The organism is Nocardiopsis sp. NPDC006139 (assembly GCF_040614155.1).
Taxonomy (GTDB): domain Bacteria; phylum Actinomycetota; class Actinomycetes; order Streptosporangiales; family Streptosporangiaceae; genus Nocardiopsis; species Nocardiopsis changdeensis.
On sequence record NZ_JBEXTT010000010.1, the window covers coordinates 149,154 to 162,678 of the forward strand.

A 13,525-nucleotide genomic window follows, 5' to 3' on the forward strand; every position below is an offset into this window, starting at 1 on the left:
TCTCCCGCCGGCGCCGTGGCGCCCTCTCCCCGGCCCGTGTCACGGACCCCTCGTTACAACCGAACGGCGGCGGTACCGCCCCCCGGAAGGGGCGGCACGCCGCCGCCGTCAGTTCACTTCGCTACCGGTTGTACGGCCCGAAGTCGTACTCCTCCAGCGGCACGGCCTCGCCGGAGCCCTGCCCGAAGGTGTACTCGCTCGGCTCCTCGTAACCGGAGACCGAGTACATCGAGGCCTTGGCCTCCTCGGTGGGCTCCACCCGGATGTTGCGGTACTGGGGGATGCCCGTACCGGCCGGGATGAGCTTACCGATGATGACGTTCTCCTTGAGGCCGAGCAGCGGGTCGCTCTTGCCGTGGATCGCGTTCTCGGTGAGCACGCGGGTGGTCTCCTGGAAGGAGGCCGCCGACAGCCACGACTCGGTGGCCAGCGACGCCTTGGTGATGCCGAGCAGCACCGGGCGGCCGGCCGCGGGCTGTCCGCCCTCGGCGACGACACGGCGGTTGATCTGCTCGAACTTGGGCCGCTCGACCATCTCACCGGGCAGCAGCTCGGTGTCGCCCGACTCCAGGATGTTCACGCGCTTGAGCATCTGGCGCACGATGATCTCGATGTGCTTGTCGTGGATGGACACACCCTGCGACTTGTACACCTCCTGGACCTCGGACACCAGGTGCTGCTGCACCGCGCGCGGACCCTGGATGCGCAGGACCTCGTGCGGGTTGATCGCACCCTGGATGAGCTGCTGGCCCACCTTGACGTGGTCGCCCTCGTCCACCAGGCGCTGGGCGCGCATGGGGACCGGGTAGGCGATCTCGTCGGTGCCGTCGTCGGGGATGACGACGATCTTGCGGCTCTTCTCGGTGTCGTCGATCCGGATCCGACCCTCGACCTCGGAGATCGGGGCCACACCCTTGGGGATGCGGGCCTCGAAGAGCTCCTGGACACGGGGCAGACCGTGGGTGATGTCCTGACCGGCCGAACCGCCCATGTGGAAGGTCCGCATGGTCAGCTGGGTGCCGGGCTCACCGATGGACTGGGCCGCGATGATGCCGATCGCCTCGCCGACGTCCACCGGCTTGCCGGTCGCCATGGAGCGGCCGTAGCAGGTGGTGCAGACGCCGATCTTCGCCTCGCAGGTCAGCGACGAGCGGATGCGCACCCGGGTGATCCCGGCGGCGATCAGCTTGTCGATGTTCTGCTCGGAGGTGTCCGCCAGCGCCGGCAGCACCAGGTCGCCGTTGGCGTCGAGGACGTCCTCGGCCAGGGTGCGGCCGAAGCCGGTGTTCTCGACGTTGTGCTTGCGCACGACGACGCCGGCGGCGTTCTTCTCGCCGATCTCGTGCCACAGCGACCGGTCGGTGCCGCAGTCGATCTCCCGGACGATGACGTCCTGGGCGACGTCCACCAGACGACGGGTCAGGTAACCCGAGTCGGCGGTCCGCAGCGCGGTGTCGGCCAGGCCCTTGCGCTGGCCGTGCGTGGAGATGAAGTACTCCAGCACGGACAGGCCCTCGCGGTAGGAGGACTTGATCGGGCGCGGGATCGTCTCACCCTTGGTGTTGGAGACCAGACCGCGGATACCGGCGATCTGGCGCACCTGCATCGGGTTGCCTCGGGCGCCGGACTGGACCATCATCCACACCGGGTTGTCGGCGGGGAAGTTGTCCTCCATGTTCTTGGCGACCTCGGCGGTGGCCTGGGTCCACACCTCGGTGAGCTCGTTGCGGCGCTCGTCGTCGGTGATGAGGCCGCGGTCGTACTCCCGCTGGATCTTGTCGGCCTTGCGGTCGTAGCCCGCGAGGATCTCCGCCTTCTGCGGCGGCGCGACGACGTCCTCGATGCCGATGGTCAGGCCGGACCGGGTGGCCCAGCGGTAACCGGCGTCCTTGAGGGCGTCCAGGGTCGTGGCGACCTGCACCTTGGGGTAGTTCTCGGCGAGGTCGTTGACCAGCACCGAGATCTGCTTCTTGCCGACCTGGTAGTTGATGTACGGGTAGTCCACCGGGGTGGTCTCGTTGAAGAGGTACCGGCCCAGGGTGGTCTCGAGGGTGTACGCCTCGCCCGGCTGCCAGCCCTCCGGCGGCGTCCAGTCCTTGGGAGCCGGGGCACCGTCCTCGATGCGCAGGCGGATCTTCGCCTGCAGGTCGAGGTCGCCCAGGTCGTAGGCCATGATCGCCTCGGCGGGGCCGCGGAACGCACGGCCCTCGCCGGTCGCCCCCGCCCGCTCCGTCGTCAGGTAGTACAGGCCGATGATCATGTCCTGGGTGGGCATGGTCACGGGCTTGCCGTCGGACGGCTTGAGGATGTTGTTGGTGGCGAGCATCAGCAGCCGCGCCTCGGCCTGGGCCTCGGCGGACAGCGGCAGGTGCACGGCCATCTGGTCGCCGTCGAAGTCCGCGTTGAACGCGGTGCACACGAGCGGGTGGATCTGGATGGCCTTGCCCTCGACCAGCTGCGGCTCGAACGCCTGGATGCCCAGGCGGTGCAGGGTCGGGGCGCGGTTGAGCAGAACCGGGTGCTCGGTGATGACCTCTTCGAGGACGTCCCACACGACGGGGCGGGACCGCTCCACCATGCGCTTGGCGCTCTTGATGTTCTGCGCGTGGTTCAGGTCGACCAGGCGCTTCATCACGAACGGCTTGAAGAGCTCCAGGGCCATCTGCTTGGGCAGACCGCACTGGTGCAGCTTCAGCTGCGGGCCGACGACGATGACCGAACGGCCGGAGTAGTCGACGCGCTTGCCCAGCAGGTTCTGGCGGAACCGGCCCTGCTTGCCCTTGAGCATGTCGGACAGCGACTTGAGCGGACGGTTGCCGGGCCCGGTGACGGGCCGGCCGCGGCGGCCGTTGTCGAACAGCGCGTCGACGGCCTCCTGGAGCATCCGCTTCTCGTTGTTGACGATGATCTCGGGCGCGCCGAGGTCCAGCAGCCGCTTGAGGCGGTTGTTGCGGTTGATGACGCGGCGGTACAGGTCGTTCAGGTCGGAGGTCGCGAAGCGGCCACCGTCCAGCTGCACCATCGGACGCAGGTCCGGCGGGATGACCGGGATGCAGTCCAGCACCATGCCCATGGGGCTGTTGCGGGTGTTGAGGAACGCCGAGACGACCTTGAGCCGCTTCAGGGCGCGGGCCTTCTTCTGGCCCTTGCCGGTGCGGATGGTCTCGCGGAGCTTCTCGGCCTCCTCCTCCAGCTCGAAGTTGGCGAGCCGGTCCTGGATGGCCTGGGCGCCCATGCCGCCGCGGAAGTACTTCCCGAAGCGGTCCCGCATCTCGCGGTAGAGCATCTCGTCGCCCTCGAGGTCCTGGACCTTGAGGTTCTTGAACCGGTTCCAGACCTCGTCGAGGCGGTCGATCTCGCGCTGGGCGCGGTCGCGCAGCTGGCGCATCTCGCGCTCGGCGCCCTCGCGCACCTTGCGGCGCGCGTCGCCCTTGGCACCCTGCTCCTCGAGCTCGGCCAGGTCGGCCTCGAGCTTGCGGTGCCGCTCCTCGATGGTGGAGTCGCGGCGCTGCTCCATGTGCTGCTTCTCGACCGCGATCCGCGCCTCCAGGGACTGGAGGTCGCGCTCACGGGCCTCGGTGTCCACCCACGTGACCATGTAGGCGGCGAAGTAGATGATCTTCTCGAGATCCTTCGGCGCCAGGTCCAGCAGGTAGCCCAGGCGGGAGGGCACGCCCTTGAAGTACCAGATGTGCGTCACGGGAGCGGCCAGCTCGATGTGGCCCATCCGCTCACGGCGCACCTTGGCGCGGGTCACCTCGACGCCGCAGCGCTCACAGATGATGCCCTTGAAGCGGACGCGCTTGTACTTGCCGCAGTAGCACTCCCAGTCCCGGGTCGGGCCGAAGATCTTCTCGCAGAAGAGGCCGTCCTTCTCGGGCTTGAGGGTCCGGTAGTTGATGGTTTCGGGCTTCTTGACCTCGCCGTGCGACCACTGGCGGATGTCGTCGGCCGTGGCCAGGCCGATGCGCAGCTCGTCGAAGAAGTTGACGTCGAGCACTTAATTCGTCCCCTGCTCTCGAAGAATGCGGAAGTTAGACCTCTTCGACACTGCTCGGCTCGCGCCGACCCAGGTCGATTCCCAGTTCTTCCGCCGCGCGGAAGACGTCCTCGTCGCTGTCCCGCATCTCGATGGACATACCGTCACTGGACAGCACCTCCACGTTCAGACAGAGCGACTGCATCTCCTTGATGAGCACCTTGAAGGACTCAGGGATGCCCGGCTCGGGGATGTTCTCGCCCTTGACGATGGCCTCGTAGACCTTGACCCGGCCCACCACGTCGTCGGACTTGATGGTGAGCAGCTCCTGGAGGGCGTAGGCGGCGCCGTAGGCCTCCAGCGCCCACACCTCCATCTCACCGAAGCGCTGGCCGCCGAACTGCGCCTTACCGCCCAGCGGCTGCTGGGTGATCATGGAGTAGGGGCCGGTGGAGCGCGCGTGGATCTTGTCGTCCACGAGGTGGTGGAGCTTCAGGATGTACTTGTAGCCGACGGAGATGGGCTCGGCGAAGGGCTCACCGGTGCGGCCGTCGAACAGGCGGGCCTTGCCGTCCTCGTTGATGAGGCGGTTGCCGTCCTTGTTCGGGCGGACCGAGCTGATGAGGCCGCTGAGCTCGTCGCCGTGCAGGCCGTCGAAGACCGGCGTGGCGACCCGGGAGTCCGGCGGGACGTCGGTGGCGCCGATGGCGTCGAGCGCCTTCTGCCAGTCCTCCTCCAGCCCCTCGACCAGCCAGCCGTTCTTGGCCAGCCAGCCCAGGTGGACCTCCAGCACCTGGCCGACGTTCATCCGGCCGGGGACGCCCAGCGGGTTGAGGATGATGTCGACGGGGGTGCCGTCCTCCAGGAAGGGCATGTCCTCCTGCGGGAGGATCTTGGAGATGACGCCCTTGTTGCCGTGGCGGCCGGCGAGCTTGTCGCCGTCGGTGATCTTGCGCTTCTGGGCCACGTAGACGCGGACCATCTCGTTCACGCCGGGGGCGAGCTCGTCGCCCTCCTCGCGGCTGAACACCTTGACGCCGATGACCTTGCCGGACTCGCCGTGCGGCACCTTCAGGGAGGTGTCGCGGACCTCGCGGGCCTTCTCACCGAAGATGGCGCGCAGCAGGCGCTCCTCCGGGGTGAGCTCGGTCTCGCCCTTGGGCGTGACCTTGCCGACGAGGATGTCGCCGTCGACGACCTCGGCGCCGATGCGGATGATGCCCCGGTCGTCGAGGTCGGCGAGGACCTCCTCGCTGACGTTGGGGATCTCGCGGGTGATCTCCTCCGGGCCCAGCTTGGTGTCGCGGGCGTCGACCTCGTGCTCCTCGATGTGGATCGAGGAGAGGACGTCGTCCTGCACCAGGCGCTGGGAGAGGATGATCGCGTCCTCGTAGTTGTGGCCCTCCCACGACATGTACGCCACGAGGAGGTTCTTGCCCAGCGACATCTCACCCTGGTCGGTGGACGGGCCGTCGGCCAGGACCTGGCGCTCCTCGACCCGCTGCCCCTCGGTGACGATCGGGCGCTGGTTGAAGCAGGTGCCCTGGTTGGAGCGCTGGAACTTGTGCAGGCGGTACGTCTTGCGGGTGCCGTCGTCGGCCATGACGGTGACGTAGTCGGCGGTGACGTCCTCGACCACACCGGCCTTCTCGGCGAGCACGACGTCGCCGGCGTCGGTGGCGGCGCGGTACTCCATGCCGGTGCCGACGAACGGGGACTCGGCCCGCAGCAGGGGCACGGCCTGGCGCTGCATGTTGGAGCCCATGAGCGCGCGGTTGGCGTCGTCGTGCTCCAGGAACGGGATCATGGCGGTGGCGACCGACACCATCTGGCGCGGCGACACGTCCATGTAGTCGACCTCGTCGGTGCCGACCTGCTCGAACTCGCCGCCCTTACGGCGGACGAGCACGCGGTCCTCGGCGAAGGAGCCGTCGGCGTTCATCGGCGTGTTGGCCTGCGCGATGATGAACCGGTCCTCCTCGTCCGCGGTGAGGTAGTCGACCTGGTCGGTGATACGGCCGTCGACGACCTTGCGGTACGGGGTCTCCACGAAGCCGAACGGGTTGACCCGCCCGTACGCGGCCAGCGAGCCGATGAGGCCGATGTTGGGACCCTCAGGGGTCTCGATCGGGCACATGCGGCCGTAGTGGGACGGGTGCACGTCGCGGACCTCGAAGCCCGCGCGCTCACGGGACAGACCGCCCGGGCCCAGCGCCGACAGGCGGCGCTTGTGGGTCAGACCCGCCAGCGGGTTGGTCTGGTCCATGAACTGCGACAGCTGCGAGGTGCCGAAGAACTCCTTGATGGAGGCCACGACGGGGCGGATGTTGATCAGGGTCTGCGGCGTGATCGCCTCGACGTCCTGGGTGGTCATCCGCTCGCGGACGACGCGCTCCATGCGGGCCAGGCCCAGGCGGACCTGGTTCTGGATGAGCTCGCCGACGGTGCGCAGGCGGCGGTTGCCGAAGTGGTCGATGTCGTCGACCTCGATCGGCAGGGTGCCGAGCGGGGTCTCGCGCTCCTTCTCGCCCGCGTGCAGGCGCACGAGGTACTCGATGGTGGCGACGATGTCCTCTTCGGTCAGCGTGCCCTGCGTGTAGTCGGTCTCCAGACCGAGCTTCTTGTTGATCTTGTAGCGGCCGACCTTGGCCAGGTCGTAGCGCTTGGGGTTGAAGTAGAGGTTCTCCAGCAGCGCCTGGGCCGACTCCTTCGTGGGCGGCTCTCCCGGGCGCAGCTTGCGGTAGATGTCCAGCAGCGCGTCGTCGGTGCCGGCGGTCGGGTCCTTCTCCAGCGTGTTGCGGATGGACTCGTACTGGCCGAAGCGCTCCAGGATCTGGTCGGTGGTCCAGCCCAGGGCCTTGAGCAGGACGGTGACGCCCTGCTTGCGCTTGCGGTCGATGCGGACGCCGACGAAGTCGCGCTTGTCGACCTCGAACTCCAGCCAGGCACCGCGGGACGGGATGACCTTGCAGCCGAAGAGGTCCTTGTCGGTGGTCTTGTCGACGGACCTGTCGAAGTAGACGCCCGGGGAGCGGACCAGCTGGGAGACCACGACACGCTCGGTGCCGTTGATGATGAAGGTGCCCTTGTCGGTCATGAGCGGGAAGTCGCCCATGAAGACCGTCTGGCTCTTGATCTCACCGGTGTCGTTGTTGATGAACTCCGCGGTGACGAACATCGGCGCGGAGTAGGTGGCGTCCCGTTCCTTGCACTCGTCGACCGTGTTCTTGGGCGGCTCGAACCGGTGGTCACGGAACGACAGGGACATCGTGCCCGAGAAGTCCTCGATCGGGCTGATCTCCTCGAAGATCTCTTCGAGACCGGACTGCTCCGTAACGTCCTTGCGGCCAGCGTTCCGGGCCGATTCGACCCGGGCCTTCCACTTGTCGTTGCCCAGCAGCCAGTCGAACGACTCGGTCTGCAGGGCAAGCAGGTTCGGAACCTCGAGGGGTTCCTGGATACGGGCGAAAGAAACGCGGTGCGGACCAAGGGCGTTAGCGGAGGCGTTGCGCGAGGCTGCCAACAGGGGTCCTTCCGAAGGCTTGTGGCGGTTGAAGCGCGCACGCCAGACGATCCGTCACGAGAAGGACCGCCGCAACGCGGTTGAGACGGTCACATCGAGCGGGAACGGGCACCGTGTCCAGACGAAACGGGCTGGTCGGCAGCCGGTCACCGGCACAGGGATCACCAAAGGGCAGCGCAAAAGAGCAGTGTAGCCGAACACTACACCGCTGTCCACTCATGGTCCACAGCGCAACTCACGACACCGGCAGGATCACCCGTGGAAGGCGATCCGTCAACCCCTGCGGGGGACCGATCCGTCCGGTGGACTGTGCGCTCGCCCTGGCCCTGGGGGGTCGTGTGAGCCATCGGACACCCGGAAGGGTTCCCCCGGGGCGGGCGGGTAAACACTCGCCCCCGGGCCCCTCAAGATTCCCGGCACCGGAGATTACCGTGTCCCGGGGACGATCCGCATCCGCGGGCGGTTCCACTCCCGGCCCGGGGCCGTCGCGGGCCCCTCCGGGTCCGAACCAGCTTCGCACACGCGCGCGAGATTCGCCGTCGCGGACTCACGTTCGGCGCGGCGGCGCCCCGGGGCCGCGCGGGGACCCCCGGACACACGAAGGCGGCCGCCCGCCCCCGAAGGGGCGGACGGCCGCGCAGGCGCAGTCGACGGGCCGTGTGGGGCCCGTACGGGACTACTTGAGGGTGACGGTGGCGCCGGCGCCCTCGAGGGCGGCCTTGGCCTTCTCGGCCGTCTCCTTGTTGACGCCCTCGAGCAGCGGCTTCGGAGCGTTGTCGACCAGGTCCTTGGCCTCCTTGAGGCCCAGGCTCGTGAGGCCGCGGACCTCCTTGATGACCTGGATCTTCTTGTCGCCGGCGGACTCGAGGACGACGTCGAACTCGTCCTTCTCGTCCTCGACGGCGGCGGCGCCGCCACCGGCACCCGGGGCGGCGGCGACGACGGCGGCCGGAGCGGCGGCGGTGACGTCGAACTTGTCCTCGAAGAGCTTCACGAACTCGGACAGCTCGAGGAGGGTCATCTCCTCGAACGCGGCAAGCAGGTCCTCGTTGCTGAGCTTCGCCATGATGCGATCTCTCTTTCTTTACGAACACGCGCGCCGTGGGGCATCACGTGCGAGCCAGTGGCCGGGCGCGGTCGGCACCCGCCGTGGTCCATAGGGTTTAAGCGGCTTCCTCGGAACGCTTGTCCGCCAGAGCCTGTGCGAGACGCACGGTCTTGGACGGCAGCGCCTGGAAGACGGCGGCGGCCTGGCCCTGCTTGGCCTTGAGCGCGCCGGCAAGCTTCGAGAGGAGAACCTCTCGGGACTCCAGATCGGCCAGCTTGGTGACGTCCTCGGCGGTCATCGACTTGCCGTCGATGATGCCGCCCTTGATCACCAGCGGCGAGTTCGCCTTGGCGAAGTCGCGCAGACCCTTGGCGGCCTCGACCACGTCACCGTGGACGAAGGCGACGGCGGACGGGCCGACGAGCAGATCATCGATCTGGACGTCGACGCCGGCCTCCTTGAGCGCCAGCTTGGTCAGCGTGTTCTTCACGATGGAGAAACGCGCGTTCTGGCCGAGGCTACGGCGCAGCTCGGTGAGCTGAGCCACAGTGAGCCCCCGGTATTCGGTCAGCACGGCACCGCTGGACTCCCGGAACTCCTCCGAGAGCGCGGCGACCGCGGCTGCCTTGTCCGGCCTCGCCATGGGACTCCTTCCAACATTGAACGCCGGTGATTCCCAAGGACCCGCGACGACGGGCGTCAGCACGAGAAAAAGCCCCGAGCGCGAGGCGCACGGGGCACGTCCGCGTATCCGGTCCGATCGCGCGGAGCGCGTACGGGCGGTACGGGAAAGCTCTTGTGACACCTGCGCGGGCGCCCATCGCGGATGGGTCCTTAGGTCACCCGATCGGGTGACGACCAGCGGTCTTCGGCAAGAAACCATCGTACCCGATCCACAGGGCGCTCGAACCTCCGTTTTCGGGAGCCCTCGCCGTGACGGTGCTCACCGGGGGATCCGGGAGGGATCCGGGGCCGTGCGGGCCCGGATCCCTCCGAGTGAAGCAAGAGGAGAATGCCCGGAATGTCCACTGCGCGTGGGAGCATCGACGGCACCGAGCACACCCCGCTCTCTGGTGCTCATCCCCCTTGAGAGAAAGCGACACAAGCACCGTGAAGACCCGAGTCCCGGCCCTGTTCACCGCCGGGATCCTGGCCCTGTCCCTCGCCGCCTGCGGCGCCGAGGAGGCCCCCGAGCCGACCGAGGAGGCCACCGAGGCCGCCGCGGAGGAGAACGGCGGCGGGGGCGGCCTCATCGACCTGCTGAGCGGCCTGGACGACAGCACCCGCGAGCTCACCAACTACACCCTCGCCCTCTCGATGACGATGCCCGACCCCGACCTGGGCGAGGTCGACGTCGACCTGACCTACGAGGTCATGGACGACCCGCAGGCGATGCAGATCACCATGGTGATGCCCGAGTTCGGGGAGGCGCTGGCAGAGCTGCTCGCCATGGGCGGTGAGGACCCGGGGCTCACCGCGGAGGAGCTGGGCACCCAGATCATGATCCAGCCCGCGGACGGGGAGACGCTCATCTCCGACCACAACGGCATCTACGAAGCGGAAACCCCCTGGGTCCGCGGCGGCGAGGACATGACGGACATGAACCCGGAGGAGCTGTTCGACCTCCAGGGGCTCCCCGACCTGGTCAGCGCCTTCGCGGGGATCGAGCAGGCCGAGGAGACCGGGGCCGAGGACGTCAACGGCGTCCCGACGACCGTGGTCGAGCTCGCCCTCACCGAGGAGGAGGCCGCCGCCCTGGACCCCGGGTCCGCGGCCGCCATCCAGGAGTTCCTCGGCGGCGATGTCCAGGAGACCCTGGAGGTCTCCATCTGGGTCTCCGAGGACGGCTTCCCCATGCGTATGAGCGTCACCGACAACGGGGAGACCATGCAGATCGAGTTCTCCGAGATCGGCACCACCTCGTTCGAGATCCCGTCCGAGGACCAGATCAGCGACATGTAGCCGCCCGCGGCGCCTCTCCCCCGGGCGCCCGCCGGGACCACCGGCCCCGGGAACGGCGACGGCCCCCGGCTCCGAGAGGAGCCGGGGGCCGTCCGTGTCAGGAGGACCGTCAGACCTCGAGCGGGATGCTCGGGCCCATGGTCGTGGAGACCACGGCCTTCTTGATGTAGCGCCCCTTGGCGGCGGACGGCTTGAGACGGGTCACCTCGTCGATGGCGGCCTGGTAGTTCTCCAGCAGCTGCTGCTCGCCGAAGGAGGCCTTGCCGATGATGAAGTGCAGGTTCCCGTGGCGGTCCACGCGGAACTCGATCTTGCCGCCCTTGATGTCGGTGACGGCCTTGGCCACGTCGGGGGTGACCGTGCCCGTCTTGGGGTTCGGCATCAGGCCGCGCGGACCCAGGACGCGGCCGAGGCGACCGACCTTGCCCATGAGGTCCGGGGTGGCGACGACGGCGTCGAAGTCGGTGAAGCCCTTGGCCACCTTCTCGATCATCTCGTCGTCGCCGATGATGTCGGCGCCCGCGGCCAGAGCCTGCTCGGCACGCTCACCGGTCGCGAAGACCAGGACCCGTGCGGTCTTGCCGGTGCCGTGCGGCAGGTTGACGGTGCCGCGGACCATCTGGTCGGCCTTGCGCGGGTCGACGCCCAGGCGCAGGGCCACCTCGACGGTCGCGTCGAACTTGGTGGTGGAGGTCTCCTTGGCCAGCTTCACGGCCTCGGAGGGGGCGTACTGCTTCTCGCGGTCCACCAGCTCGCTGGCTTTGCGGTGGTTCTTGCTGCGCTTCACGCTGTTCTCCTTATGGGGAACGTGTGGTCTGTGGGCCAGCGCGAGGCCCTGCCACGATTCGGTTCTGGAACTGTCGAGCATCCCTCGCCCGGCCTGTGTACGCGGCCGGGTGACGGGGCTACTTGACCTCGATGCCCATCGAGCGGGCGGTGCCGGCGACGATCTTGGCGGCGGCCTCGATGTCGTCGGTGTTGAGGTCGGGCAGCTTGGTCTGCGCGATCTCGCGGACCTGCTCGGCGGTGATGGAACCGGCCGTGCTGCGACCCGGGTCGGTGGCGGCCTTGTCCAGGCCCGCGGCCTTCAGGATCAGCTTCGGCGCCGGCGGCGTCTTCGTGACGAAGGTGAAGGACCGGTCCTCGTAGATCGAGATCTCGACCGGGATCACGTTGCCGCGCTGGGACTCCGTGGCAGCGTTGTACTGCTTGCAGAAGTCCATGATGTTGACGCCGTGCGGACCGAGAGCGGTACCGACGGGCGGAGCCGGGGTCGCCTGACCGGCGGGCAGCTGCACCTTGACGAGTGCGGCCAGTTTCTTCTTCGGAGGCATATCGGGTCCTTTGCCTGATCTGCGTTGTGTGCCGGTCCCTGTCCTCCCAGGGGTGCCGCGCGGCCGGGGACGGCCGGGGAACCACCGCTGCGGGAGGAACTGCGCCCGGCGGTGAAGGCGCCGGGCCGCGGCCCGCCGGGACCGGGCGGGCCGTGCGCGCCCGACCGGGGGCCGGACACGCGAGTGGGTCCGCACGAGGCGGACCCACCAAGTCTACGCCGCCCGGGCGAGTACCCGGGCGCGGTCGCCGGATCAGATCTTGGCGACCTGGTTGAACGACAGCTCGACCGGGGTCTCGCGGCCGAAGATCGACACCAGCACCTTGAGCTTCTGGGTGTCGGGGTTGATCTCGCTCACGGTGGCGGGCAGGGTCGCGAACGGGCCCTCCATGACCGTGACGGACTCGCCGATCTCGTAGGCCACGTCGGAGCGGACCTCCACGCCGCCGGTCCTGGCCTTCTGGACCTGCTCCGGCTCCTCCTCCGGCTCGGGCGCCAGCAGCTTGGCGACCTCGGTGAGGCTGAGCGGGGCGGGCTTGTTGGACAGGCCCACGAAGCCGGTCACGCCGGGGGTGTTGCGGATGGCCGACCAGGACTCGTCGGTGAGGTCCATGCGGACGAGCACGTAGCCGGGCAGGACCTTCTCGGTGACCTGCTGGCGCTTGCCGCTCTTGACCTCGGTGACCTGGTGCTCGGGGACCTCGACCTGGAAGATGTACTCCTCCATGTTGAGGGACTGGGTGCGGCTCTCGACGTTGGCCTTGACCCGCTTCTCGTACCCCGCGTAGGTGTGCACGACGTACCAGTCGCCGGGGAGCAGGAAGAGCTCGTTCTTGAACTCCTCGACGGGGTCGGGGCGCGGGGCCTCCTCGGCCTCCTCCGCGTCCTCGTCGTCCGCCGGCTCGACGTCGGTCGGTTCGGCGTCGGTCAGCTCGGCGCCGTCGGAGTCGGCCTGCGCGGCCTCCTCGGACGGCTCGCCCGCCAGGCCGGTCGCTTCCGCCGACGACTGACCCGGCTCCTCTTCGGGGAAGTCGTCATTGGTCAGTGGGGACTCGGACACGGCTGCTGCTCTTTCTCTCGTCGGGTGCGCTGCGCGGCCCCTCCTCGGTTCCGCCCAGCGCTTCTCGATGCCCAGCGGTTCTGCGCTGCGCCGGGGCCGGAACGCCGCGCGGGGCGCCCGGTTCGGGACCCGGTCCTGTCAGCTTAAGCTCTCCCGGAGCGACCCGGGGCCAACCCGCGCACGGGCGAGGCCGCGTCCCGCACGGGGCGGAACGCGGCCTGTGAGATCGGTGACCCCCCTCGGGGGACGGGCCGACCGGATGGCCGGCCGGGTGGCGCTAGAGGCCCTCGGGGGTGCCGAAGGTGCCGTAGAGCCAGGTGACGGCCTCGCCGAAGCCCCAGTCGAGGAGCGAGACGTAACCCAGGATCATGACCACGAAGACCAGGACCACGATGGTGTAGGTGACCAGCTCGCGGCGCGTGGGCCAGCGCACCTTGCGCAGCTCGCCGACGACCTGCTTGGTGAACGTCACCGGACCGGTGCGGCGCGTGGGCTCCTTGCCGGGCTTGGCGTCGGCGTCAGTCTGAGTCACCTGGGGTCCTTAGGGTCGCGGGTCATCCCCGAGATAGCAGGAAAGCCCGTTCGCGCGACGAAGCGGCCGGTCAGGCCGCCACGCCGCG

General features: G+C 68.6%; 9 protein-coding genes. 1 reads left to right on the top strand and 8 read right to left on the bottom strand.

Annotated elements, in window-relative coordinates; genetic code table 11:
• Positions 1 to 121: 121 nt before the first annotated feature.
• From ABZ249_RS15710 to rplJ, 4 genes are all read right to left on the bottom strand, one after another.
• On the bottom strand, positions 122 to 4,000 hold the full coding sequence (locus tag ABZ249_RS15710; RefSeq protein WP_355262741.1) for a DNA-directed RNA polymerase subunit beta': 3,879 nt from the start codon (positions 3,998 to 4,000) through the stop codon (positions 122 to 124).
• Between the two features lie 34 nt (positions 4,001 to 4,034).
• Positions 4,035 to 7,502, bottom strand: a complete 3,468-nt coding sequence (rpoB, locus tag ABZ249_RS15715) for a DNA-directed RNA polymerase subunit beta (RefSeq protein ID WP_220563406.1) — start codon at positions 7,500 to 7,502, stop codon at positions 4,035 to 4,037.
• A gap of 676 nt (positions 7,503 to 8,178) precedes the next feature.
• On the bottom strand, positions 8,179 to 8,568 hold the full coding sequence (rplL, locus tag ABZ249_RS15720) for a 50S ribosomal protein L7/L12 (protein WP_220563407.1): 390 nt from the start codon (positions 8,566 to 8,568) through the stop codon (positions 8,179 to 8,181).
• Positions 8,569 to 8,665: 97 nt separating this feature from the next.
• Entirely contained in the window at positions 8,666 to 9,193 is a 528-nt protein-coding gene (gene rplJ / locus ABZ249_RS15725; RefSeq protein ID WP_220563408.1) for a 50S ribosomal protein L10, read from the bottom strand.
• Between the two features lie 467 nt (positions 9,194 to 9,660).
• Between rplJ and ABZ249_RS15730 the strand changes: the two genes are divergently transcribed.
• Positions 9,661 to 10,512 (top strand): hypothetical protein, encoded by an 852-nt coding sequence (locus tag ABZ249_RS15730; RefSeq protein WP_355262746.1) that lies wholly within the window; start codon positions 9,661 to 9,663, stop codon positions 10,510 to 10,512.
• 109 nt (positions 10,513 to 10,621) lie between these two features.
• On the opposite strand, the gene rplA is transcribed toward ABZ249_RS15730, so the two are convergent.
• From rplA to secE, 4 genes are all read right to left on the bottom strand, one after another.
• Positions 10,622 to 11,299: a 50S ribosomal protein L1 gene (gene rplA, locus ABZ249_RS15735; protein WP_355262749.1), complete on the bottom strand. Its 678-nt coding sequence runs from the start codon at positions 11,297 to 11,299 to the stop codon at positions 10,622 to 10,624.
• Between the two features lie 118 nt (positions 11,300 to 11,417).
• Positions 11,418 to 11,846 (bottom strand): 50S ribosomal protein L11, encoded by a 429-nt coding sequence (gene rplK, locus ABZ249_RS15740; protein ID WP_220563411.1) that lies wholly within the window; start codon positions 11,844 to 11,846, stop codon positions 11,418 to 11,420.
• 252 nt (positions 11,847 to 12,098) lie between these two features.
• Positions 12,099 to 12,905, bottom strand: coding sequence for a transcription termination/antitermination protein NusG (gene nusG / locus ABZ249_RS15745; protein WP_220563412.1), 807 nt, complete (start codon positions 12,903 to 12,905; stop codon positions 12,099 to 12,101).
• A gap of 277 nt (positions 12,906 to 13,182) precedes the next feature.
• On the bottom strand, positions 13,183 to 13,437 hold the full coding sequence (secE, locus tag ABZ249_RS15750) for a preprotein translocase subunit SecE (protein WP_220563413.1): 255 nt from the start codon (positions 13,435 to 13,437) through the stop codon (positions 13,183 to 13,185).
• Positions 13,438 to 13,525 lie beyond the last annotated feature (88 nt).

What these genes read in the sequence shown, in the direction of transcription:
- rplL (WP_220563407.1), bottom strand. Translation starts at nt 8,568, where the DNA reads ATGGCGAAGCTCAGCAACGAGGACCTGCTTGCCGCGTTCGAGGAGATG.
- rplJ (WP_220563408.1), bottom strand. Translation starts at nt 9,193, where the DNA reads ATGGCGAGGCCGGACAAGGCAGCCGCGGTCGCCGCGCTCTCGGAGGAG.
- rplK (WP_220563411.1), bottom strand. Translation starts at nt 11,846, where the DNA reads ATGCCTCCGAAGAAGAAACTGGCCGCACTCGTCAAGGTGCAGCTGCCC.